Source organism: Vibrio neptunius, from assembly GCA_019339365.1.
Taxonomy (GTDB): Bacteria; Pseudomonadota; Gammaproteobacteria; order Enterobacterales; family Vibrionaceae; genus Vibrio; species Vibrio neptunius.
Map to the genome: position 1 here is coordinate 2675583 of CP079859.1, position 25761 is coordinate 2701343.

The 25761-nt window shown below is 44.1% G+C and carries 20 protein-coding genes and 2 pseudogenes; 13 read left to right on the forward strand and 9 right to left on the reverse strand.

Annotated elements, in window-relative coordinates; genetic code table 11:
- Positions 1-69 precede the first annotated feature (69 nt).
- Positions 70-657 (reverse strand): TfoX/Sxy family DNA transformation protein, encoded by a 588-nt coding sequence (locus KW548_12675; protein ID QXX05983.1) that lies wholly within the window; start codon positions 655-657, stop codon positions 70-72.
- A gap of 348 nt (positions 658-1005) precedes the next feature.
- Here KW548_12675 and KW548_12680 point away from each other — a divergent pair, with 348 nt between their 5' ends.
- The 5 genes from KW548_12680 (at position 1006) to KW548_12700 (ending at position 6410) form a co-directional block, all read left to right on the forward strand.
- Positions 1006-1926, forward strand: a complete 921-nt coding sequence (locus tag KW548_12680) for an HDOD domain-containing protein (protein ID QXX05984.1) — start codon at positions 1006-1008, stop codon at positions 1924-1926.
- Between the two features lie 30 nt (positions 1927-1956).
- A complete protein-coding gene (locus KW548_12685; GenBank protein QXX05985.1) occupies positions 1957-2862 on the forward strand; it encodes a lysine exporter LysO family protein in 906 nt (301 codons plus the stop codon).
- A 111-nt stretch (positions 2863-2973) separates the two neighbouring features.
- Positions 2974-3489: a hypothetical protein gene (locus KW548_12690; GenBank protein ID QXX05986.1), complete on the forward strand. Its 516-nt coding sequence runs from the start codon at positions 2974-2976 to the stop codon at positions 3487-3489.
- A 141-nt stretch (positions 3490-3630) separates the two neighbouring features.
- A complete protein-coding gene (gene panP / locus KW548_12695; GenBank protein ID QXX05987.1) occupies positions 3631-5277 on the forward strand; it encodes a putative pyridoxal-dependent aspartate 1-decarboxylase in 1647 nt (548 codons plus the stop codon).
- Between the two features lie 278 nt (positions 5278-5555).
- Entirely contained in the window at positions 5556-6410 is an 855-nt protein-coding gene (locus KW548_12700) for a MurR/RpiR family transcriptional regulator (GenBank protein QXX05988.1), read from the forward strand.
- Positions 6411-6445: 35 nt separating this feature from the next.
- On the opposite strand, the gene KW548_12705 is transcribed toward KW548_12700, so the two are convergent.
- Both KW548_12705 and KW548_12710 read right to left on the reverse strand, forming a co-directional pair.
- Complete coding sequence (locus tag KW548_12705; protein QXX05989.1) at positions 6446-7696, reverse strand: iron-containing alcohol dehydrogenase; 1251 nt, start codon at positions 7694-7696, stop codon at positions 6446-6448.
- 498 nt (positions 7697-8194) lie between these two features.
- Positions 8195-8569, reverse strand: a complete 375-nt coding sequence (locus tag KW548_12710) for a hypothetical protein (GenBank protein QXX05990.1) — start codon at positions 8567-8569, stop codon at positions 8195-8197.
- Between the two features lie 700 nt (positions 8570-9269).
- Here KW548_12710 and KW548_12715 point away from each other — a divergent pair.
- Positions 9270-9536: a GrxA family glutaredoxin gene (locus KW548_12715; protein QXX05991.1), complete on the forward strand. Its 267-nt coding sequence runs from the start codon at positions 9270-9272 to the stop codon at positions 9534-9536.
- A 189-nt stretch (positions 9537-9725) separates the two neighbouring features.
- Positions 9726-11408: an aspartate:alanine antiporter gene (locus KW548_12720; protein ID QXX05992.1), complete on the forward strand. Its 1683-nt coding sequence runs from the start codon at positions 9726-9728 to the stop codon at positions 11406-11408.
- A 60-nt stretch (positions 11409-11468) separates the two neighbouring features.
- Here KW548_12720 and KW548_12725 read toward each other — a convergent pair whose 3' ends face one another.
- The 4 genes from KW548_12725 to KW548_12740 form a co-directional block, all read right to left on the reverse strand.
- A complete protein-coding gene (locus tag KW548_12725; GenBank protein ID QXX05993.1) occupies positions 11469-12146 on the reverse strand; it encodes an ABC transporter permease in 678 nt (225 codons plus the stop codon).
- A 3-nt stretch (positions 12147-12149) separates the two neighbouring features.
- On the reverse strand, positions 12150-12890 hold the full coding sequence (locus tag KW548_12730) for an ABC transporter permease (GenBank protein ID QXX05994.1): 741 nt from the start codon (positions 12888-12890) through the stop codon (positions 12150-12152).
- Positions 12891-13014: 124 nt separating this feature from the next.
- Complete coding sequence (locus KW548_12735) at positions 13015-13785, reverse strand: ABC transporter substrate-binding protein (GenBank protein ID QXX05995.1); 771 nt, start codon at positions 13783-13785, stop codon at positions 13015-13017.
- Positions 13786-13855: 70 nt separating this feature from the next.
- Positions 13856-14626: an ABC transporter ATP-binding protein gene (locus KW548_12740; protein ID QXX05996.1), complete on the reverse strand. Its 771-nt coding sequence runs from the start codon at positions 14624-14626 to the stop codon at positions 13856-13858.
- Positions 14627-15300: 674 nt separating this feature from the next.
- On the opposite strand from KW548_12740, the gene KW548_12745 reads away from it, so the two are divergent.
- The 3 genes and pseudogenes from KW548_12745 to KW548_12755 all read left to right on the forward strand — a co-directional run bounded on the left by KW548_12745 (position 15301) and on the right by KW548_12755 (position 20595).
- Positions 15301-16848 (forward strand): DUF3360 domain-containing protein, encoded by a 1548-nt coding sequence (locus tag KW548_12745; protein ID QXX05997.1) that lies wholly within the window; start codon positions 15301-15303, stop codon positions 16846-16848.
- 299 nt (positions 16849-17147) lie between these two features.
- On the forward strand, positions 17148-19424 hold the full coding sequence (pflB, locus tag KW548_12750; protein QXX05998.1) for a formate C-acetyltransferase: 2277 nt from the start codon (positions 17148-17150) through the stop codon (positions 19422-19424).
- A 170-nt stretch (positions 19425-19594) separates the two neighbouring features.
- Positions 19595-20595 (forward strand): annotated as a pseudogene (locus KW548_12755) (lipid A deacylase LpxR family protein).
- Here KW548_12755 and KW548_12760 read toward each other — a convergent pair.
- Positions 20592-22472 (reverse strand): methyl-accepting chemotaxis protein, encoded by a 1881-nt coding sequence (locus KW548_12760; GenBank protein QXX05999.1) that lies wholly within the window; start codon positions 22470-22472, stop codon positions 20592-20594. The pseudogene KW548_12755 and the gene KW548_12760 overlap by 4 nt on opposite strands.
- Before the next feature lie 226 nt (positions 22473-22698).
- Here KW548_12760 and pflA point away from each other — a divergent pair.
- The 3 genes and pseudogenes from pflA (at position 22699) to KW548_12775 (ending at position 24801) form a co-directional block, all read left to right on the forward strand.
- Positions 22699-23440, forward strand: a pseudogene (pflA, locus tag KW548_12765) (pyruvate formate lyase 1-activating protein).
- A 69-nt stretch (positions 23441-23509) separates the two neighbouring features.
- Positions 23510-24175: an energy-coupling factor ABC transporter permease gene (locus KW548_12770; protein ID QXX06000.1), complete on the forward strand. Its 666-nt coding sequence runs from the start codon at positions 23510-23512 to the stop codon at positions 24173-24175.
- 125 nt (positions 24176-24300) lie between these two features.
- A complete protein-coding gene (locus tag KW548_12775) occupies positions 24301-24801 on the forward strand; it encodes a YfbU family protein (protein QXX06001.1) in 501 nt (166 codons plus the stop codon).
- Positions 24802-24867: 66 nt separating this feature from the next.
- Here the strand turns inward: KW548_12775 and KW548_12780 are convergent, their stop codons facing one another.
- Entirely contained in the window at positions 24868-25635 is a 768-nt protein-coding gene (locus KW548_12780) for a MipA/OmpV family protein (protein QXX06002.1), read from the reverse strand.
- Positions 25636-25761: the final 126 nt, after the last annotated feature.

The window sequence follows — 25761 nt, forward strand, 5'->3', positions numbered from 1 at the left end:
CAAAGCACCAGATACTAAAAAGCCGAGGGGCAACCTCGGCTTTTTTAATTTAAGCTATAATCTTTAGCCTTACATACAGCTCGCCAACAATTGGCGCTTACGCGGCTCTTGAATTAACTTCCAATGTACACCATCAATAGCACCCGCAAATTTCCACAGCAGCTTGATGTCAACGTCATTGCCATAAGTGGCTTTAACCCTTGAAAAGACTTTCGGAGCACCCAGCTTTAGAAAGGTATCAACATCATCGACACCCGCTTTCTTTACCATACGCTCTAAAGTCAATTGCATGTTGGGTAGATCACGTAAACGACGACTTGATGATGATTTCTTGTGGTATCGTTGAGAAACCGAAAACTTAATAGAATGCTCTACAATCTCATCCAATAACTCACCTTGTTGACCAACTAGCCGAGTAATATCGTAGTAATTGACTGTTGCTGTTGTCTGTTTCTTCACATGACGGTACTTAATACAACCCAGTGTCGCCAATTTGTCGTCTAAATGCTCTCCACCTCGAATAAACACTTTATCAGCACTCATGAGCGCGAACATAGCTTCTTGCTTGAAGAGACCTGTCCCGCCAAACATTGAACGTCTTTGGAAACTGCCAAACTTGTTGACATAATTAATAAATTGTTGCTCTGTCATATCCATTGATCCTTCTAATCTAGAAAACCCCGATTATTTTCGATCACCAGATAGCAGCAGCTATAAGCGAAAAAATGTCAATCAGCCGGAAAAACTACGGTTTATATTTTTATCAGCATACCGACTGCAATGACTAATAAATGATAGTTAACGCAAAAAAATAAGTCTATGCACAGCTCACACCAACAAAACTAAATTCATAGATATTCGGGACTAACATCACACATGCAAAAATTCCATACTTAACTAGCCAAAATACACCGAGTAAGAACTCGCATTTAACTTATCAATAATTTGCATAGCAATAGTAAGGGAAGTTAAACTGTCAGCAGTAGAATCTATAGCAGATCATGCATGAACCATCTATCCTTTTATTGGCTTCCAGAAAACAACGAACTTTTAGTTAAAGGCATCGAGTCTGAGTTCTCAACGTTAGTTGAATACGCCATTAACTCGGGCAAAATTACTCTGCCACCGATTTCCGATGTCGTTTTGAAAATCCAAAAATTATGTACCCAAGACTCAACCACAGTGTTAGATGTTGCGGATAGTCTTCTTGAAGACCCAGGCCTTGCTGCTATCGTCATTCGTGTGGCGAACTCTGTGATCTTCAATCGTCGTAACATCACCTGTACTGACCTAGTCACTGCGGTTTCTCGCCTAGGCATTCTCCGAGTCAGAGATATAGTGACCGCTCAGGCAATTGAGCAACTTAAGCACTCTGTCAACTTAAGCCGTAGCTGTAATGAAGTGCTGATAAACAGTGCTTACAATTCGCGAGAACTGGCTGCCACTATGGTTATGGTCGTGAAAGGCTTCAAAGATGCAAACGACCCAAGATACAGTAATCTCGAAACCGACAAAGCCCTATTGACAGGCCTACTGGCCGACATCGGCCTGTTTTGTATCGTGAACGAATACTACATGTATCTTGAGCAAGGAAATTATCTCGATGAGGATATTGCTTTCCAAATTTTCAACAACCAATGCTCCAATGCGAGCCGACTCGTCCTTGAACATTGGGGGTTTGATAGCGACTTTCTTGAAGTAGCAACCAATCAAGCCACTCAAAGACAGAGTGTTGATGTCAGCTATCTCGACATCGCTAGAATCGCCAATCATATTCTGATGTTCCGTAGACAAGATGACAAAATCGACGAGCACACCGTTGAATTTGACCTAACTGGCGCCGATATACTGTACAAACTCAGTAATTTAAGTGATATTGAGTTCAATACACAGATCAGTGACTTAATTAGCGCAAGCGGACTGTAGCGCTATACGTACCAGAACACAGGAAGCAACATGTTTTCAGGGATGATATTCATCTTTGCCCCGCTCGTTGTCGGGTATATGATATCGATTTCCAAGCCATCGGTTCTATCCAAAATTAACGCCACGACTTCTAACCTTATCTATGTCATTCTGGCATTAATGGGGCTGAGCCTCGCTGCACTCGATAATCTGGGCCAAAACCTACAACTTATCCTTCAATATGTCGCCATTTTCTTTGTTTGTATCAGTTTGAGTAACTTAGCAGCGCTCCCATTTGTCGACAAACTTCTGCCTATTGAAACAGACGCAAAGCAAACCAAGCTGCCTTTATCTAGTATGGCCTTGGAATCTGCCAAGCTGATCATGGTTGTTGGCGGCGGGTTAATAGCGGGCTTGATGCTTCCTATTGATTTAAGTTGGGTAGACACAGCCAGTGAGTGGATTCTGTTTGTGTTGCTATTTTTCATTGGAATTCAGCTACGCAACAGTGGCCTCACGCTTCGCCAAATACTGCTGAACAAGCATGGCATGATCATCGCCCTATTGATTCTTGCTACATCGATGCTCGGCGGCGCTATTGCAGCCATGATTTTAGACATCGATCTTTACCGTGGCTTGGCAATGGCATCGGGATTTGGCTGGTATTCTTTAGCGGGAATTCTGATGGGTGATGCTTTTGGCCCTGTCTATGGTGGAGCCTCATTTATGATTGAACTACTCCGTGAACTGGTTGCCTTAGTATTGATCCCACTCGCTATCCGCACTAAGCCCTGTACTGCGATTGGCTATGCTGGTGCAACGGCGATGGACTTTACGTTACCCGTGATACAAACCACTGGCGGGGTACGTTGCGTACCAATTGCGATAGTGAGTGGATTTATATTAAGCCTTTTAGTGCCCGTATTGATGCTTTTCTTTGTCTCTCTTGTAGGCTAGATCGCATGATTTTATCTTCAGATTCACTATATTAGGGCTCAACCACATATTATAATTTAGCTCTTGCTAATTTAATGAGGTTATAATAACTATTCTTCAAAAGGAAACATTATGACACGTCTACTGTTTGCATTGCTGCTGGGAGCGACCTCGACAATGGTTGCTGCCGCTGATAATGCATGTTTGTCCAAGAAATACGACGCCTATGTTGATGCTTCACTACACTGGTACGAAGATCTCGCAAAGCTTACTTCTGAGCAATACCCTGATCTTAAAGAAGTTAGCGAGTGGTTTCTGAAAGGTCGAAAAAACCATTTTGAGTTGAATCGCGCTGCGGTCCACTATTACCTTGAAAACGACCCATCTAAAATCGCAACCAGTCAACCTGTAGAGGCTTGGCTACAGCTAGAGCAAAGAGACATCAAAACCTTGTCTTCACGCAGCGATGAATTGGGCAGATTAGCCCAAGTTACTTTCAGTGATCGTCAATCTAAACCTCATGACAAGAACTACGACCTTCGCTCCGCATTTGCCGATCTATTGAGTCATCCAACTAAAATAGATGGCGCACTCAAGCGCTACAATGCAGCGATTAAAGATCTAGAAACCATTTCATGTGATACATAGTGCACATTACCGCTGGACCTTTGGCTCAGCGGTAATGCCCCAATCACAGTATCTAAGTTCAAACAATTAAGACGGGACTTTGCGCCCGTTTTCGTTTAGATTGTCCCGCTGCAACAAAAAAGATAAGAGCAACGTAGCTGTATGGTATCGGAACACAAGACGGCTGACGTGAGTTTCGAGAGTTTACTCCGAATCTTCACAGTCCCAGAAGGGCCAGACTCAACATTAACCAAAATTGAAGACAAGCTATCGCGAAACCTGAATCAGTTTTTGCGAGAACACATTGTCGCGGAAGAAAAACCACTTAGGGAAATCGAGAAAGATTTCTCTAACGCAACGCTTCCTGAGCAGCCAGAGTTCGTATCCGAACATACCCAGCACTTGCTTGACACTCTAGTTTCCCAATCGGTGCATACCTCAGCACCAAGTTTTATTGGGCATATGACATCAGCATTGCCCTACTTCTTGATGCCGCTCTCAAAGATCATGATCGCGCTCAACCAAAACTTGGTGAAAATCGAGACATCTAAAGCCTTTACTCCTCTTGAACGCCAAGTTCTCGGCATGCTTCATCGTTTAGTTTATGGTCGAAAGGATGAGTTTTACTCTCAATGGATGCACAGCGCAAATCATTCACTTGGGGCTTTTTGCTCCGGGGGAACCATCGCTAACATCACCGCTCTATGGGTGGCAAGAAACAATGCTCTGAGAGCTCAAGGCAACTTTAAAGGTGTGGAGAAAGAAGGCCTGTTCAAAGCGATGAAACATTACCGCTACGAAGGTTTAGCGGTTTTGGTATCGGAACGCGGTCATTATTCTTTAAAAAAAGCGGCTGACGTACTTGGCATTGGTCAGGAAGGTCTAGTCGCCATCAAAACAGATGCCAACAACCGTATTTGCCCTGACGCGCTGCAGGAAAAAATATCTCAGCTAAAACAACAAAACATCAAGCCTTTTGCAGTGGTTGGTGTTGCAGGTACGACGGAAACGGGCTCGATCGACCCAATCGCAGATATTGCTGCTATTTGCCAGCGTGAAAGCTGTCATTTCCACATTGATGCTGCTTGGGGCGGTGCGACGCTTATGTCTAACAATTATCGCCACCTGTTGGATGGCGTAGAGCTTGCCGATTCCATCACCATTGATGCTCACAAGCAGCTCTACATTCCTATGGGTGCAGGTATGGTGCTGTTCAAGGATCCAGAGGCAATGAAATCCATAGAACACCATGCGCAATATATTTTGCGTAAGGGATCTAAGGATCTTGGCAGCCATACACTTGAAGGTTCTCGATCTGGGATGGCGATGTTGGTTTATGCCGCGATGCACATTATCAGCCGACCGGGTTACGAATTGCTGATTGATCAAAGTATCGAGAAAGCGAGGTACTTTGCCAATCTCATTAAGCAACAGGATGATTTCGAATTGGTTTCTGAGCCAGAGCTATGTCTGCTCACCTATCGTTATATTCCTGCAGATATTCGCAATGCTCTAGAAAAAGCAAATCTTGAGCAAAAGTCTGAACTTAATGACTTGCTGAATGAGTTGACTCAGTTCATCCAGAAACGACAGCGGGAAACAGGTAAATCCTTTGTTTCTCGAACTCGATTAAACCCTGACCACTGGGGCAGATTGAATACGATAGTTTTCCGAGTTGTGCTGGCTAATCCTCTGACAGGGGTAGACATTTTGAGTATGGTTCTGGATGAGCAAAGAGAAATTGCTCAACAAGCCCCGAACCTGATGGCCAAAATCAAATCAAAAGCTCAACAAATCAAAGAAATCTGAAAATTTCTTTCGTAAAAGCTGTAATTTGGCGAACATTGATAGCCTAAACTCTCGGGAACCTTTGCATATTTCCATCATTTATGTAGTTTTGGTAAAGGTTAGTTTGAGGCTTGTCATATTCTCACCAATTGAACTGTATAAAAATTACTGGAAACCTTTTTCTTAGGTTTATACTGGAGCCATGGCGCTGGATAGTGATTGCCTTTAGGTGACGACTTGTAACCTTTCAACCAACAGGTATATCCAGTGAGTTGTTCTCTATACCCCACGTGAACACTATGAATACATTAGAAAAAATTCAAAAAAACCTAGAGAATTTCAGCAAATCTGAACGTAAAGTTGCCGAAGTTATTATGGCATCACCTCAGACTGCTATTCACTCTAGCATTGCCACTCTAGCCAAAATGGCGGATGTCAGTGAGCCAACAGTTAACCGTTTTTGTCGGCGTCTGGATACCAAAGGTTTCCCCGACTTTAAACTTCACTTGGCACAGAGCCTCGCAAACGGTACACCTTATGTAAACCGTAACGTTGAAGAAGACGATGGGCCTGACGCTTATACGCACAAGATTTTTGAGTCAACTATGGCCTGTCTCGATGTGGCAAAAAATAGTCTAGATTCAATGCAGATAAACCGTGCTGTCGATTTGCTTACCCAAGCGAAACGTATTTCGTTTTTTGGTCTTGGTGCTTCATCTGCTGTTGCTCGCGACGCACAAAACAAATTTATTCGCTTCAATATTCCCATCACCTGTTTTGAAGATATAGTTATGCAGCGTATGAGTTGTATCAACTGTACAGACAACGATGTCATTGTATTGATCTCTCATACTGGCCGAACTAAGAGTCAGGTAGAAATTGCAAACTTAGCACGTGAAAATGGTGCAACGGTTATTGCTATTACCGCTAAAGACTCTCCACTGGATAAGGCTAGTTCCCTTTCAATCTCCTTGGATGTACCCGAAGATACGGATGTATACATGCCGATGGCAAGCCGTGTTGTACAGATGACCGTGATTGATGTACTAGCGACAGGTTTTACACTTCGTCGTGGCTCAGGCTTCAGAGAGAATTTGAAACGCGTAAAAGACGCACTAAAAGATTCTCGATACGACAAACTATCCCAATTTTAAAAAAGGAGCCGCAGGCTCCTTTTTTACTCACCAAATTAAGAACTTTGCAATTTCGTTTCTGGGCGCTCATCGCTACTACCTATAACACGAGCAATCGCATCTACTTGAGCAATACTCTCCTGGGCGCAATCGTTCTGACAACGACAAACTTGCTTAAGAATATAAATCAATCGATCTTGAGTCAGAGGCAAAGGATTCCCTTTAATCGCTACCGACTTAAGTGCATTTAATGCAACTTCTTCAAATGAAGTACTGCAGACACCAAATTCGTTTAGCATGGGTAAGCGCAGTTTCTCCAGCATCATATTAACCCAAAGAACCGCATCTTCGCGTCTTGCATTGGTTCGCCTTGTCAGAATTCTGGCTATGTTCCTGTAGCGTTCAAGGACATCATGCCTACCCATTCTTTTTGCAGCTTTGATGTTTTCTGACATCACATGTGGTGCCAAACGAGCACTAATCACACTGTACGGCGCTCTCAGCTTGCCACCAAGCGCCGAAGCTAGGCCATGGGCAGCTCCCAACTTGGCATTCGAACTCGCCATTCCACCTAACAAGGCAGCGAAAGACAAATCAGCGCGGGCCTGCGGGTTGTCGTCAAGACAGCCAGAAAGAATCGAGGAGCTTAATCTACGAAGCCCCTCCTCACATATCATATCGGTGAGTGGGTTTGGTTCACCACAGACATAAGCTTCCATTAATAGTGTAAAGGCATCCATCGCCCCTCTACCTGACTTATAAATATCAGTGCCATAGGTTAGCGTCGGATCGACGATTGCAACATCCGCAAGTATTTCAGGACTTCGCAAACTCACTTTGACTTGATCTTGACCTGAACGCAAAACCGCGTTTCGAGTCACTTCTGAGCCTGTACTAGCCGTGGTAGGAATCGCGATAAATGGAATCGGTTTGGCCTTGAGGGGCACACTGCGTCCTACCACTTCAACATAGTCATAGACGTCGCCTTGATTAGGAATAATAGCCGCCAATGCTTTCCCCATGTCCAAAACACTTCCGCCTCCCATGGCAACCACCATATCTGGTTTGAACTTCCGCCCTACTAAAGCGGTTTCTTCAATCATAACGATGTTAGGTTCACCAGAAACGGAAACGTGCTGATAGCGCATCGATTGAGATTTGAGGTAATCAACTAAAACTTGTGCTCTCACTAAGCTTTGGCCAGAGACAAGTAAAACGCTGTAACCATATTGATTGAGAATTGAAAGCGAGGACTTTAGGGAACCTTCACCAAAAATAATTCGAGTGGAGGTCATAAACTGGAACATATCTAAGACTCCTTTCTTAAAATTAGTTGTAAATTTTCAGAAACTTAGAAAGAAAACCAAAATGCAAAATTAAAAATAGCGACTAAGAGGCGACGGATTTCTAACTACGTTCATCACACATCACAGCACACCATGATTTTAGTTTAGTTTTATTGTCTTATGTCATCGGGTTAGCCTTCTTGGAAAGTGACTTATCAAAAGTACGACTTGCAGCGCATACTTTGAGTATTGACTTGTTACTTAGTGGTTTACGGCATTTTTATCTTTGATGCCATCGAGCTAGCAGGCCGAATTGTCGAAGAGAGGTTTGATCTTTTATTCGATCATCACCTTATCTCAACCAAATCAATGACTGGTTGGGCAGGTTAAACATCACAACGTTGACACGCCTGCCGATGATTGATGGACTTAACGAATTGAATCAGTTGCGTAAATGCTGGGAGCATGACTGTCTTATGAATATCAGATGATGACTCCCAACCAGCTTTAAGGTAACGGTTAAAGTACCAAAGCACCTTCATACTTTGGATTTTTGGTGAATACTCTGGTGTTTCGATTGTAATGACCAAATACCATTTCTGCATTTATCCAGTTAGCAACGTTTATTTCACACTGAACGGGTTCAACATGATATCGGTCTACTGGATTTGGCGCTGCGAGACCACTCTTATTCACATCATAGGCAAAAGGATGGCGGCTAAGGTCAATAACGTAGACGTCTGTCGGGCACCAATTCGCCGCATAGTCGTAGTCAGTCGTGGTCGATATGCCAACTTTCCCTGTGTGTCCTCCAGCAAACTTTCCTGAAAACTTCTCCCAATCAACGTTTTGCTCATTTTGTTGGGTAAATCCGTTATCGAAAAAGTACTGCATTCTGTTATTCGCCCATCCTGGGTCGCCCCTGTAAACAATACCACGGTATAAAGCAGTTCCTCTTAACGCTCCTTTTTGAAAAGAGCGGCATGACCAATGCTTATCAATCAAACTACGAATTACATATTCATCAACAATATTATTCGTTCTTCTTGAGGACTTTCTCCAGCGAGAGAATAAACCCATAAAAACCTCCATACAAAACGGGACAAATTGCGATCCAGTAATCAATAATAAATATCATCCACGCTAAATAATCAAACTTTATTATGCGTTAGTTGTTTTATTGAGAAGTTATACCGTGAGAGTGGCCAAAACCTCGTAGCGTTTAGAAAACAAGCTAGTGTATTGGGGGCCCCTCTAATAATTAGGTGAACAGCAGCACGGTTGTTACTACTGAATTACGGACACTCACGGCACTCAAAACAAGTGGATAGTAATTCGAGCATAGCCCGTTCTGCACTACGTACTCGTATCATGATTGCCAGATAGTAAAACACACCAATTGAACATTGAGTGGATACCATCGCATTTACGCAATTGTCTTGGTTGCTATGCCTACTGTTTGGCAAACTTGCATAGAATCCGAGCAAAAACACCTCAATAGATTTTACCTATCAAAGCAACAGGCAATTGCGACTTTATTTCCGACTTTGATTCGGGCATAGTTGCATGTAACAAAATGAAGGAGAAAAACAATATGTTCGTAGTTATCTTTGGTCGCCCAGCTTGCCCATATTGTGTGCGCGCAAAAGAGCATGCCGAAACACTAAAAGCAAAACGTGACGACTTCAACTACCGCTACGTTGATATCCACGCGGAAGGTATCTCAAAAGCTGACCTCGAAAAAACAGTAGGTAAACCAGTTGAAACTGTTCCTCAAATCTTCGTAGATCAAGAGCACATCGGTGGCTGTGATGACTTCGAAGCGTACGCCAAAGAGCATCTGGGTCTTTTCGACGAGTAATCGTTCCGAATTGAAAAAAAGCCGCTGTTATAAGCGGCTTTTTTTTGCTTTAAATTAAATCAATATTGTAATTTCTTAGCCTAAGTCAGCGAATAGTAAATTATCATATTTTTCACTTATCATTTTTCTATATTCAGATACAATTCGTACACTTAACTTATCCTCTGGCACTGACATAAGAGCTGCCCCGTGAACATCGACGTTGTAAATTTGCTTGAGCAAAACCCCATCCTCCTCATTTTTGTAGTTCTCGCTATTGGCTTAGCTATCGGAAAAATTCGTTTTGGAAATCTCCAGCTTGGCAACTCAATAGGCGTTTTACTTACCTCTCTAATCATGGGACACCTTGGCTTTACGTTTAATGCCGATGCTTTAACCATTGGGTTTATGCTCTTCATTTACTGTGTTGGTATCGAGGCAGGGCCAAACTTCTTCGGTATTTTCTTCAGAGATGGTAAACACTACTTCATCCTAAGCATGGTGGTGCTTGCAACCGCTGTATGTATCACTTATTTCGCTAGCCACAGCATGGGATTAGATTTTGGCTTGTCGGCAGGGATGATGGCAGGAGCCCTAACAGCAACCCCAGTATTAGTAGGCGCGCAAGATGCTCTCAACTCCGGCTTAGCCACCACTCCACGTGGTATGGATTTTTCACAGGTTATTGAAAACTTGTCCGTTGGCTACGCTATGGCGTATCTGATTGGCTTGATTAGTATGATCACATTCGCCAAGCTGCTACCAAAACTTCAAAAGCAAAACCTATCCGATTCCGCTCAGCAAATTGCTCAGGAGCGTGGGTTAGGTAGTACCGGGCAGCGAAAGGTCTATTTGCCAATCATTCGAGCTTATCGCGTTGGTCAAGAATTGATCGATTGGATTGATGGCAAGAACCTACGGGAGCTTGGCATCTATCGACAGACTGGCTGCTATATCGAGCGTATTCGTCGAAACGGCATACTTGCCCACCCAGATGGAGATGCTATTCTCCAACAAGGTGATGAAATTGCACTGGTTGGTTTCCCCGATAGCCATGCGCGACTAGACCCTAGTTTTAGGAACGGCAAAGAAGTTTTCGATCGCAATCTTTTAGATTTACGGATTATCGAAGAAGAAATCGTCGTGAAAAGTGACTCTATTGCAGGCAAACGCCTGTCAGATCTGAACTTATCCGAATATGGTTGTTTTCTTAACCGAGTAGTACGCGCGCAGATAGAAATGCCGATGGATCTAGACATCGTTCTAGCTAAAGGCGATGTACTGCAGGTCAGTGGAGAAAAGAGTCGCGTTCACGGCTTAGCTGAAAAAATCGGTTTCATCTCCATTCACAGTCAGATGGCAGACCTACTGGCTTTCTGCAGCTTTTTCATCCTTGGCATTATGTTTGGCCTTATCACCATGACCTTTGGACAAGTTTCGTTTGGCTTAGGTAACGCGGTTGGCCTTCTACTATCTGGTATCACGCTAGGCTTCTTACGAGCTAATCACCCTACGTTCGGCTATGTTCCTCAGGGCGCACTAAATATGGTTAAAGATCTCGGGTTGATGTTCTTTATGGTCGGGATTGGCTTAAGTGCTGGCGGTAAGATGTTTGAACACTTAGCACAGGTCGGCCCACAGGTTATTGGTCTGTCATTCCTTGTGAGCGTGGTTCCTGTCGCCCTTGCTTACCTTGTAGGTGCTTATATTTTAAAAATGAACCGAGCACTACTATTCGGTGCCATTATCGGTGCTCGAACTTGTGCCCCAGCGATGGATATCGTTAACGACTATGCCAAGTCGACCATTCCGGCGCTGGGCTATGCGGGCACTTACGCTATCGCGAATATTCTGATGACACTTGCGGGAACCGTGTTGATTATCCTCAGTTAACGGATACCTAGACACAAAAAAGGCTTCCAATTGGAAGCCTTTTTAGATTTTGAAACTCGATCAGCTAAGCGGTCTCAAGTACGCGAGGAATCGCTTCTCGGCTAACTTGAAGCACCAGAGAATCATAAACGTCAGTGCCATGTAGAACAGACCTGCTGTGAGGAAAGATTCGAACGGAGCGTAATAACGAGAGTTTACCAAGCGAGCTGCCCCCGTAAGGTCAACAATCGTAACAATACCTGCAACGGCACTACCGTGAAGCATAAAAATGACTTCATTACTGTACGCTGGTAATGCACGACGTAGTGCACTCGGCAAAATGATACGGCGATAGGTCATAAACGTACCCATACCATAGGCTTTAGCGGCTTCGACCTCGCCTTTTGGTAAACCGTTTATCGCACCTCGGATAATTTCTGCTGTATACGCTGAGGTGTTAAGCACAAATGCCACAAGCGCACAGAACCATGCGTTCTCCCACAAAGTATCCTTCACTGGGAAAAACTGATCCATACCATAGTAAATTAGGTAAAGCTGAACCAGTAATGGTGTGCCACGGAAAAAGTAGATAAATGCCCAACTCGGACCATTTATAAAGTAATTAGTACTATTACGCGCTACCCCTAAAGGGATTGCGACACACAAGCCAATGATCAGAGCTAAGCCCACCAGCCATACCGTCCTCCAGAGCCCATCAAGATAAATCGGTAAACTTTCGATAATCAGTGAAAAGTCCATTTCTTACCTCGCATGAATACTAAATTTACGTTCGACTAGCTTGAGTAAACCTGTTGAAACGCTGGTGAAGAAAAGGAAAATGATCGCTACAGCCATGTAGAAAGTGAATGGCATTTTTGTTGAGCCTGCAGCGAGAGAGCTCATACGCACCATATCTTCCAAACCAATAATGGAAACTAATGCAGTCGTCTTAAGCAGCACCAACCAGTTGTTACCAAAACCAGGCAGTGCATGGCGAATCATCTGCGGCAATAATATACGTCGGAATGCCAACACTGGGCTCATACCGTATGCTTTGGCCGCCTCCAGTTCACCTTTATCTACCGCCATAATTGCGCCACGGAACGTTTCCGCCATATAGGCACCGAAAATAAAGCCAATGGTCAAAACACCTGCAATGAATGGGCTCACATCAATGTAATCTGGTAGATAAGACGTCCACTCATGATTTGGGTCACTTGAAGCAAACCACTCATTCAATGATTCATTAATGGCGTACAAGCTGTTGTTAAGAAGAATTTGTCCGCCGAAGAAAATCAGCATCATTAAAACTAAATCGGGAATACCACGGATCACTGTGGTGTAAAGGGTTGCAATTGCGCGTGCCCAGCGGTATGGCGCCATTTTTGCCAATGCGCCCAGCATGCCTAAAACCATCGCAAGCAGCAGTGAAAGTAGCGCTACTTCTATGGTCACTATGGCCCCTTTAAATATAGAGGCTTCGTATCCTTGTAAATCCAGCATAGGTGAGTTCCTGATCCCTAGACTCAAAGCTTGCTTACTGACTCAATAGCAATCAACAAGCCATAGATATAATTCGACCGCTGGCGACTTCTAGGAACTAGAACCAGCGGTCGCTTTCTGATACTTACTGACCGTAAACGTCGTAGTTGAAGTACTGAGCAGCAATCTCTTGGTAAACACCTTTCTCACGTAGAGATAGGATGGCAGCGTCTAGCTTCTTCGTCAGATCTTTGTCTTGCTTACGTACTGCGATACCAAAGCCTTCACCGAACCATTTTGGATCCGTTAGTGACGGGCCAACAAATTCGTAAGCTTCACCACCGGCTTTATTGAGTACGCCTTCTTCCAGTGCAGATGCATCACCAAGAACAGCGGCAACACGACCGTTTGCTAGATCAAGATACGCCTCGTCGAAAGAACCGTAACGTACGATCTCAACTTTGTCACCGTAGTTATCAGTTAAGTACTTATCGTGAGTGGTTGCACGTTGAACCGCGATTTTTTTACCATCTAGGTTGTCAAAATCTAGACCTGCGCCTTTTTTCGCGATGAATTTGTTAGGGATCAGAGCGTATTTGCCCGTGAAATCCACTTTCTTCTTGCGCTCTTCAGTAATAGACATTGCTGCAATAATGGCATCATACTTACGCGCCAGTAGAGAAGGGATAATGCCATCCCAGTCTTGTGCAACAATCTTACACTTAACCTGCATTTCCTTACATAGAGCATTGGCCATGTCTACGTCGAAGCCTTTAAGAGAACCATCCGCTTCAGTCCAGCTAAATGGAGGATATGCACCTTCAATACCAAAGCGAACTGTCTTCCAATCTTTCGCTTGAGCTACACCTGTTGCTGCTGTAGCAGCTAAAGTTGCAACTAGTAACCACTTTTTCATTTCCATACTCCTGTGATTGTGATTTTTATCTTATAAATTGTGTCTGTCTTTAACTCGTTTAAGTGCAAGCTTAATAAATAGAAGAGATGAACTGCTGCAGACGTTCTGAGTCCGGGTTAGTGAAGAGCTTAGCAGGGTCTCCCTGCTCTTCCACTAGACCTTGGTGCAAGAACATGACGTGGTTAGAAACATCGCGTGCAAACGCCATTTCATGCGTTACAACTAGCATAGTTCGACCTTCTTCAGCCAGATCTCGCATTACACCTAACACTTCACCGACCAACTCAGGATCAAGTGCTGAGGTAGGTTCATCGAATAGCATAACTTCGGGATCGACAGCCAATGCACGCGCAATCGCTGCACGTTGTTGCTGTCCACCAGATAAGTGTCCTGGGTAGTAATCTTTACGCTCATAAAGTCCTACTTTCTTGAGCAACAATTCAGCGTTTTCCAAAGCCTGAGCTTTTGGTACGCCTAGCACATGCACGGGGGCTTCTATGACATTTTCAAGTACCGTCATATGTGACCAGAGGTTGAAACCTTGGAATACCATAGCAAGTCTGGAACGGATACGCTGTACTTGTCTTTCGTTGGCAGGAACGGCCTCACCAAGGCGATTGTTTTTCATTTGGATCAACTCACCATTAACCCAAATTTCACCTTCAGTCGGTGTTTCAAGAAGGTTGATACATCTTAGGAAGGTACTTTTACCTGAACCTGATGAACCAATAATGGAGATAACATCACCTTTGTGTGCCTCAAGCGAGATACCTTTAAGGACTTCATTTTGTCCGAATGTTTTGTGCAGTTCCTTAATGTCCAGCGCCGGTACATCATTCATGCGCTAATACTCCCTGTTTTTATTATAATTGCCGACTTAACAAACGGCTTTATCGCCGGCGAATTGCTGGGTTCCACCCACATTTTGCTACAAACTAGCACTCCCCAGACTAACATGCAACAAATTATTAACCTTCAATTTAAGGATATATAGCCACTTTATATGATTAAACATTCATTTTATAGAGTAATTCGCTCCATAATGCGCATAAATCATTTTAACAAACATATTATCTACCGATGTGGCAATTTAACATTTTTATAAAAACCAGATCTATCTCAACAATTCTCTCAATAGTGTCCATTCGAGCTCGCTTGTCCCTCCAAACAAAAGTTATAAAACTCACAATGTGAAAATAATTTTCACTTTATATTTCAACGACTCGCTTATACGGCCTTAGCTACGTAGTTTTCTTTCACATTCTTTCATAAAGTGATCTAAATCAATCACTCCTTAAGGGGGCGCGTTACACTCGCGTCAAAGATAAAAGCCTCAATAAGCAAATTTTTGTCTTTTCTATCGTCTATGCTTAAGCACGTGAAAGACGCTCTACAGACGATAGCTCAAGGACCCAAATGCAGGACGCTGAGTCAGGTTTTTATAAGATCGCCAAACCACAATAACTAACGGCGACTCTTCGAAGAATCATTAACTTTTAGAATTATGAGGAATCTATGTCAGACGCAGTCAATAAGTCGCACTCTGATTCGGATATCGAAAACAAGAGCTATCGTGAGCTGCACCGTCCAGCTTCCGAATTTGAGAGCCGTTCAGATTATCTAGATCATGAACTTCAGATCATGAAGCCTCGTCGCTTCGGTTTAAACTTACCCGGTCGTGACTTCCGTTTCGAGCTCGAAGACTTAGTACCCGCACTAGCTGGGACTATCGGCATTATCGCAATGTACTCAGCGGTAATGATGTCTTGGGCTGAGGGCCTGACCGCAGCTTGGGATCACATCAACCTAGGCAAAGACTTCGCCATTGAGGTGGCACGAGTAGAAATGCTCATCCCAGCCCTTCTGTTCTGTGTATTGGCATCTGGTTTTATCAACCCGAAAGCAAACCTCGCAGGTAACCACGGGCCAATGATCCCTCTTATCGGCACCATCGCATTAGCTGGCGCACACCCTCTTGCCTTGGCTATCCTGATCGGTGTTTTCGGTCTACTGCTCAGCTTCCTGAAAGGTGGGTCCAAGTTAGTTAACCTCACATCACAAGGTACTGCAGGTGGATTGCTGATATTCTTAGGCCTCACCGGTACGATGAGTCAGATAAACTCGATCCAAGCTTGGGCTGTAGGTCTTCAATCAGACACAATTGCTGCGGGCAGCATGGGTTATGTAGGCCTGATTGTCTTGGCCGTCACCATTGCGCTTTATGCGTTCTTGGCAAAAGTGAATAAACGTTGGCTTGCTATTCCCGTCTGTGCATTTACAGGCTTAGCGATTGCACTCGTGCTTGGGGCTGGCTTCGACATTAAGTTCGTTACAGAAACAGGCTTACCGAACCTGAACCCAGTTTACTGGTGGGGCAGTACTGAAGAAGGCTGGATGCTTGGGCTACCAAACATGGAGCACTTTATTGCATCACTACCTTTCGCCATTCTCGCTGTCGCCATGTGGTCACCTGATTTCTTAGGTCATCGTATCTTCCAAGAACTAAACTATCCTAAGAAGACGGAAAAAGTACTGATGGACGTGGATGACACCATGACCATGTGTTCTGTTCGTCAGATGGTGGGTACTGCCGTGGGTGGCGGTAATATTACCTCATCATGGGGCACTTACATGATCCCGGCAGCAATTGCGAAGCGCCCTATCCCTGGCGGTGCAATCCTTCTTGGCCTGTTAGTGATGATCATAGCAATTCTTGGCTTCCCGATGGACATCGCAGTCTGGCCACCCGTGATGCGTGTAGCATTGCTTGTTGGTGTATCGCTGCCTCTACTTGAAGCCGGCATGCAGATGGTGAAAGACTCGAAAGATTCCCAAGCCGCTGGCATTTGTATCTTTGGTTCCGCTGTCGTTAACCCCGTACTTGCTTGGGCCTTAACTATGCTGCTGGATAATAATGGCTTGATTGGTGATAAAGAACGCGCTGCTCGCTTGTCTTTCGTCGATAAAATCATCATTCCAGTTGGCGTATTGGTTATTTGTCTGATTGCCATGTTGGCAGTCGGTATGCTTGAAGGTCAATACGGCATTAAAGCCTGGCTGTAGAAATTAAAATAATTTGTGGGTGGCAAGCTATGTCACCCTCTTTTTATCAACTTTATTGAGGATTTATTGATTTAGTTTAAGGTTTGCAACTTTTTTTTAGTTTAACCTTGAAACCAAGTTAATAACAAATCATCAAAAACTTAGTGGCAATATTTATAGTTTAAAACACGCTCAGAAATCGATTTTAGAGACTATACATATTGTTATTCATTAAGAGTGTACCGCTCCTGAAAAGGAACACTAACGAGCTCAATAGTTAGAAAGGTACGTGTTTTTTCTACTAAAAAGGTAGGTATGTCATGGCAGAGCAATTTGCTAAAGCTTGGGAAGGTTTTGCTGAAGGTGACTGGCAAAACGAAGTAAACGTTCGTGATTTCATTCAAAAGAACTATGCACCTTATGAAGGCGACGAATCTTTCCTTGTTTCTGAAGGTACTGAAGCAACGAATAAGCTTTGGGAAAAGGTAATGGAAGGTATCAAACAGGAAAACGCGACTCACGCACCTGTTGATTTTGATACTTCAGTTATCTCTACCATCACTGCTCACGATGCAGGCTACATCAACAAAGATCTGGAAACGATCGTTGGTCTTCAAACTGACGCCCCGCTAAAACGCGCTATCATCCCTAACGGTGGTATTCGTATGGTGGAAGGTTCTTGCAAGGTTTACGGTCGTGAGCTTGATCCTAAGATCAAAGAAATCTACACAGATTACCGTAAAACACACAACGCGGGTGTTTTCGATATCTACACTCCAGACATCCTAAAATGTCGTAAATCTGGTGTTCTGACTGGTCTTCCAGATGCATACGGTCGTGGTCGTATCATTGGTGACTACCGTCGTGTAGCTCTATACGGTATCGACTTCCTAATTAAAGACAAGCTCGCTCAATTCGCTTCTCTACAAGAGAAATTTGAGAATGGCGAAGATCTTCAAATGACTATGCAGCTTCGCGAAGAAATCGCTGAGCAGCACCGTGCACTTGGCCAAATGAAAGTGATGGCTGAGAAATACGGTTGTGACATCTCTCGTCCTGCTGAAACTGCTCAAGAAGCTATCCAGTGGACTTACTTCGGTTACCTAGCTGCTGTTAAGTCTCAAAACGGCGCGGCTATGTCTCTAGGTCGTACTTCTACGTTCCTCGATATCTTCATCGAGCGTGATATCGCTGCAGGTAAGATCACTGAAGAACAAGCTCAAGAAATGATCGACCATTTCGTAATGAAACTACGTATGGTTCGTTTCTTACGCACTCCTGAGTACGATGACCTATTCTCTGGCGACCCAATTTGGGCAACAGAATCTATGGGTGGTATGGGCCTTGACGGTCGCACGCTAGTGACTCGTACTAACTTCCGTTTCCTAAACTCTCTATACACTATGGGCCCTTCCCCAGAGCCGAACATCACTGTTCTATGGTCTGAGCAGCTACCTGAAGGCTTCAAGAAGTTCTGTGCGAAAGTCTCTATCGATACTTCTTCAATCCAGTACGAAAATGACGATCTAATGCGCCCAGACATGGAGTCAGACGACTACGCCATCGCTTGTTGTGTATCTCCAATGGTTGTTGGTAAGCAAATGCAGTTCTTCGGTGCTCGTGCTAACCTTGCGAAAACTATGCTTTATGCAATCAACGGCGGTGTTGATGAGAAGCTGAAGATGCAAGTTGGTCCAGAAATGCCTAAGATCACTTCAGAAGTACTAGACTTCGACGAAGTGTGGAACAGCCTAGACCACTTCATGGATTGGCTAGCTAAGCAGTACGTGGCTGCACTCAACAGCATCCACTTCATGCACGACAAGTACTCTTACGAGTCTGCGCTTATGGCTCTGCATGATCGTGACGTTTACCGTACCATGGCTTGTGGCATTGCAGGTCTATCTATCGCAGCTGACTCACTATCTGCAATTAAACATGCGAAAGTGAAACCGATCCGTGATGAAGATGGTGTTGCAATCGACTTCGAAATCGAAGGCGATTACCCTAAATTTGGTAACAACGATGCTCGCGTAGATGACATTGCTTGCGAGCTAGTAGAAGTGTTCATGAACAAGATCCGTAAGCTTAAGACTTACCGCGATGCTGTTCCTACTCAGTCTATCCTTACGATTACATCTAACGTTGTATACGGTAAGAAAACAGGTAATACTCCAGACGGTCGTCGCGCGGGTGCTCCGTTTGCTCCAGGTGCAAACCCAATGCACGGTCGTGATGAAAAAGGGGCAGTTGCATCTCTAACTTCTGTCGGTAAATTGCCGTTTGCTCACGCGAAAGATGGTATTTCTTATACCTTCTCTATCGTGCCAAACGCACTGGGTAAAGAAGAGACTTCACAGCGTGCTAACCTTGCTGGTCTGATGGATGGTTACTTCCACCACGAAGCGGGGATCGAAGGTGGTCAGCACCTAAACGTCAACGTACTTAACCGCGATACTCTAGAAGACGCTGTTAAGCACCCAGAAAAATACCCGCAGCTCACTATTCGTGTTTCTGGTTACGCTGTACGTTTTAACTCTCTAACTGCAGAACAGCAGCAAGACGTTATCGCACGTACTTTTACCGAATCACTATAAGATTGCTTGATTGACTTGAAAGCCCCGCTTCATTGAGCGGGGCTTTTTTATTGCCAAGCAAAACAAAAGTTAGACTCAAGCCACATTTATATTTCAATTTTGTTTCTTTGCTCTCTGATGAATAAGATATGGAGTAATATCTAAACTCCATTCAGAAATGATGTATTTAAATGAACCTATTACGCACTCTTCCCTTGATATTGTTGGCCTCAACTGCTGTTGCTTCCGAGCGCTCGACTGTCTCGTTCTCAATTGACAATGATGGCGTATTTGGTGTCGATCAGGATTATACCAACGGACTGTTTCTCACCTATACCTCTGGCGCTATTACTCCCAACTGGTTAACCAGCCCTATGAGCTTATCATTCTGGGGGGCGCTTCTCTAGACAAATACGAATTCACACTTGGCCACAAAATGTATACACCGTCCGATATTGAGGCCACCACACCAATAATCAATGATAGGCCTTATGCAGGATACCTGCACGCTGAGTTTAACTACATCAGTCTTCATCCTCAGCAGGCACAGCGTTTCAATCTGACATTGGGTACAACAGGTGAGAGTTCACTTGCCGATCAAGCACAAGATATCGTCCACGGTATTACCGGTTCTGACGAACCTCGCGGCTGGGCCTATCAGGTAGACGACGAGTTTGTCGGCAACCTTGGCTACCTTAGCCACTTCAATCTTTGGCGCGATCGAGCCATTGCTAATACCGATTGGGAAATATCAAACGTTTCTGAAGTGAATGCCGGCAACTTCCGCAGTGATGTTTCAACGGGCTTTATGCTCCGTTGGGGCAAGGACTTGGCAGGAAGTATGGGAGCCGCAAACATTGATAATGAAAACCCGTTCCGCGCAGGTATGCTGGGGGCGTCACAAGCGGGTTGGTTTATATTTGGGGGTATTGAAGCTCGCTATCGATTTAACGATATTACCATTGAAGGGGACCGACCGGGTGTCGTTGATTATGCTCAACGCAACAGTGAAAACCCGAGCATCTATAATGTGACGCTAGAAGAAAAGCAAGCCAGCGCAGTGGCCGGCTTTGCTTGGTATAACCAGCATTTTGGCGCGACCATTACAGCAACGGCAAAAACTCCTGACTACAAAGAAGCAAAAGATTCAATGTACGGTACGGGTGGCCTCGCATTGTATGCATTCTTCTAAATAGTAAACCTCTGGCAGTCACTGTTCAGGCTGCCAGCCCTTTGCTCCACGACCTGACTGATGGAACGCAGTTGTTCATTGTTTTCTTCCAGCTCTTTCATCGCACTGGAAATTTGAGTCATGCTGTCTGCCATAGATTGGCTGGTTGTTGCTAGTTCTTTAATGGAAGCAAAGATGACGTCTGTCTGATGCGAAGCTTCATCGGCTTTTTCTGTAATGGTGCGCAGTGCTTGCATCGCCTCATGACCTTTTTCCTGCCCGGTTCGCATCGACGTTTCAGATTGACCAATGTACTGGATAACTTCAGCACTTTCTTTTTTCATCGTGTCTATGGTTTCAGAAATCTCTGCTACTGCATCCACGGTTCTCACCGCCAGACTACGGACTTCATCTGCCACGACAGCAAATCCACGCCCCTGCTCACCTGCTCGTGCCGCTTCAATCGCCGCATTTAAAGCCAAAAGGTTGGTTTGCTCGGCGATACCATTAATAATATCCATCACCGAGTCAACTTTCGAAGATGCTTCCTCCAACTGCTGAATATGCCCCGCCGCAGAGGTGAGTATGGTACTCACCTCTTCAAGCGAACCAATCGCTGCTCCAATAATTTGCGCCCCTTTCTCCGCCGATTCCGTAGAGGAGCGACTGATTTCTGATACAAATTCCAATGAATTAGACACCTCTTGTGTCGTCACACTCACTTCTTCTGTCGCTGAAGCTAATACCTGAGTCTGCCCCAACACTTCAGACTGATGATGAGCCAACCTGTCGAGACCTTGATTAAGTTCGACAGCATTTCCAGACAAAGCCTGACCGCTGGATTGTACACCTGAGACCAGTTCACCCAAATTTTCACAACTATCATTAATGCTGAGCGCCAATTGGTTGAATTCGTCATTGCGGTTTGCCGTCAAAGTCATACGTTTCGACAAGTCACCAGCCGATACATTGTGCAAAATCTCACGAGTCTTGTTCAGAGAGCGCGACAGGGAGGTGCTCTGCATAATGAAAATGGCAATGGTCAATACAGCCAGAACAATACAGGCGACTAAGATGGACCATAATGTTTGCTCTGAGGACTTCTCAGCAGAAAGTTGATACTGAGAACTGATTCCGCTCAGCTCGCTTGTTACTGCCGCAATCAGTTGGGTCAACTGCATTTTGGTTGAAATTAGCTGCTGTTCAACACTACCCAATTCCTTAGAAAGCTCACTCACTCGAACGAATGTCGCTTTGTATTGCTCTATCTCTTTTTCATATAAATCCAACATGGCATAAACGTTGGACATACTTTCAAAAGCCCCCATGGCACGATTGAACAGTTTCAGATTTTCTTCGTTCGGTTGGAGTAAATAATTCTGCTGTGATTTAACCATGGCCTGAAAATCAGAGTTGAGCGTCACCATCCCAGTTTCAGCAATTTTCTGTTCGATAATATTAGCGAGCTTTTTTAACTCCCCCAACTTACCCTCGTCGATGTTAAAACCGAGTTCTTGCTTGAGCTCTAACCAAGGATTAACTGCCGCTTGAAAGTCTCCGATACTTTGCTTCAATCCTGTGGAATAACTCTTTAGATTTAAAACATTGAGAAAAGCAACATCATTGGTAACCGCTTCTACAATATCGCTGATATCTTGTTTTGCCTTCGCAACCTGAGCGCCCTCTAGGTTGTCCAACTCGCTACTCAAGGTCAGAATTTTACTTTGGGTCTGATAAATTGAAATGGAACCAGAAGAGACATCACCGCTGGAATGATACTGTTCACTCATTTGAGTGAGTCTAGAAGAGGTAAACACTGCGAGCATGACAAATCCCATTGTCAGTACAATTAAAAACAGTGTGACTTTCTGTTTTTGTGATAGCGCAAGCATATCCATAAGAAATCCTTAAACATCAGTCGGATGCAACTAAAACTTGCCTAGCCAGTTTGTTTATTAATTATTATAAAAACCTTATTTGGCAACATTTTTATAACATACATTTTAGTCTATGTGCGCTTTTTTTATTAGTCAGTAAAATCTTGAGTATAAAAACCTGAAATGCTATTTAAACCCTACTTTTTGTAATAAAATAACGAACAAATCACTAATTAGAGATGTGCACATGTCAGCAACCGGTCGTATCCATTCTTTCGAGTCCTGTGGAACAGTTGATGGCCCAGGAATTCGGTTTATTGTCTTTATGCAGGGATGTTTAATGCGATGCATGTATTGTCACAATCGCGATACGTGGGACACTCATGGTGGTAAGGAAGTGACCGTTGAAGAAATCATTAACGAAGCCAAAAGCTATCGTCACTTTATGAATGCTTCTGGCGGTGGAGTCACTTGTTCAGGTGGTGAAGCGATGCTACAGCCCGAGTTTGTGCGCGATTTTTTTTCGCTCTGCCAAAGCAGAAGGTATCCACACTTGCCTGGACACGAATGGCTACATTCGCAAACACACTGAGGTCATCGATGAAGTGCTTGAGGCGACAGACCTGGTGATGCTTGATCTAAAGCACATGAAAGATGAGGTTCACCATGACTTTATCGGTGTATCTAATCGACGCACCATAGACTTTGCCCGCTACTTGCACCGTATCGGACAAAAGACTTGGATTCGCTACGTCGTCGTACCTGGATATACTGATGATGATGAATCTGCGCATATGCTTGGCGAGTTCATCAAAGATATGGACAATATTGAAAAGCTTGAACTGTTACCATATCACAAGTTGGGAGCCCACAAATGGGAAGCACTCGGTCTGGATTATCCTCTGGAAGGCGTCAATCCACCGTCGAAAGAAACCATGGACAATATCGTCTCGATCCTTGAGCAGTATCACTCAAATGTAAAATATTGATACCATCTGGCGAACATTTCAGAAAAAATACCAACCGGACCGAGGTTGGTATTTTTTTGAGAGGCTATTGTGCTGCTTTCCGAACTCTTCGCATTACTCGTTATCCTGCTCTCAATGAGTTTTATATGGAAAGACGTATTGCGAGTATTACTTCCAAAACTCATGGCGGAACGAGGCTTTCAACACCTTACATTTGCAGTTATCTTTGCTCTGTTCGCTTTGTGGTCAGCACAAGCAGGCGTTAAAGAAGGCTTATCCATCCACTTTTTAGCCTTGACGTCCGCAACGTTAATGTATGGCTGGCGAAGTGCTTACGCGCTTTCAATCGTCGTTTCGTTATTGCTTGCCACTTTCGGCCAGTTAACCTTCAGCCAATTGCCAGAATACATTCTTTTCTCCTGCTTGGTTCCAATATTAGTCAGCTACTCTGTTTTTCTGCTGAGTTATCAATACTTACCGAGGAACATCTTTGTATTCATCTTCATTGCCGGATTCTTCAACGGGGCTTTTACAGGCAGTGTTCACCTCACCATTAACTCTATCTACCATATTGTTCAGGGTACCCACGATTGGCTCACCATATTCGACAATTATATGGTGTTTATTCCTCTGCTGGCTTTCCCAGAAGGCTTGCTCAACGGGATGACGATGGCAATGTTTGCGGTGTTCAAACCGGAGTGGTTGCGAGTTTTCTCCGACCGTGATTACATCTATAACCACTACCACAAGAAGTGATTATTCAAACTGAAATTTCTTTACATTTTTAACGATAAACATGTGTTGAGATCATGTTTCAGTGCGTAATGAAAAGATAACCTAAGCACATTAAAGATGTATTAGATTGTTTTAGTGAGGCCACTATGGAAATGACCAACGCTCAGCGCTTGATCCTATCTAACCAGTACTATTTGATGTCTCAAATGGACCCAGAGAATGCGGCAAAATACCGTCGTTTACAAACGATCGTTGAACGCGGCTACGGGCTTCAGATTCGAGAGCTAGATAAAGAATTTGGCTGTTTACAAGAAACAGAGTGTCGAGAAATTATTGATATAATGGAAATGTTCCACGCAATGCAAGAGTCGAGCAAAATGCTAACTCAAACGGAACAAGCCGACGTCGATCAACGCCGCCTGATGTTCTTGGGATTCGACATTGCCACAGAAGCCCAGCATGTTAATTATGTACGATTCCTTGTCGACTCTGAAGGTCTATACCCACAGTTTGACAAAGCTGACCATCATTTTAACGCCCAGATGCCAATGCTGGACAAATACCGACGTATGCTAAACACTTGGCGTGCCTGCCCTCGTCAATACCATCTGTGCAACACCGAATTGAAACAGATTTTCAATGCGTAGCCATTACGCAAAACACTAAAAAAGGGTTACTCAAAAGTAACCCTTTTTTACTCCTACTCTCTTTCATCAAAATACGTAAGCGATACCAATATTAGCGGACGTTGACACACCACTTTCAATAAGTGGGGAGCTTTCAATCGCTCCTTCTAGGTTGGTATAGCGAACTCCACCCGTAAATCGAACACTCGGCGTAATATGCACATAAGCAGAAACACCAATGAAATACTGGCCATCCCAATCAGCTTCAAATGCCCTAAAAGTCGTGTCGTATATCTGTGCTCGTGCCGCTTCTGCCTCACTGACACCGTATAAATGGTCATTGATTTTGTCGCTGTTGTAGGCATATCCAATGGAAGGAGTTACTCCCCACCCTTTTTGACGAAAAGGTAATCGCCAAGCAGCTTCAGCGTATAGACCATTATGCCTGCCGGCTAGATCCGTACCAGCGGTAGCCTCAAGTACACCCGCTAACGTAATTAACTGGTAGCTGACTCCACCTAAAATCGTGGCTTTACGTTGGTCCATTTGCTGAATAGCACGGTTATCAGAATCACTCGGTTTTAACGTTCTTGGGTCATAAGCCACGCGAAAGATGATGTTTTGTGGCGAACCGGCGGGGAACCAACGATAGCCAGCACTAAAGCCACGCAAAAACAAATGTTCACCTTCATAACCCACTAAAGGGATCACCGTTTCATTAGACGGCGTATCTTTGTACACAGCAGGGGAATAAGAAGCTGCGACACCCAAAGACCATTGAGAAATCTTTGCATTAACAACCGGAGAGGTGAACAAAGCCGTGGTCATGACGAGTTTAAGCCAAGAGGTTTTCAATTTTAGCACCTAAGTTATGGTAGGGATTGACATCCGAACACATTATATGGAATGGCACACCTTAAAACAATGCCTCTCTAACCGATTAATCACCTGTTTTTATGAGCATTAACTATACCAGTAAGA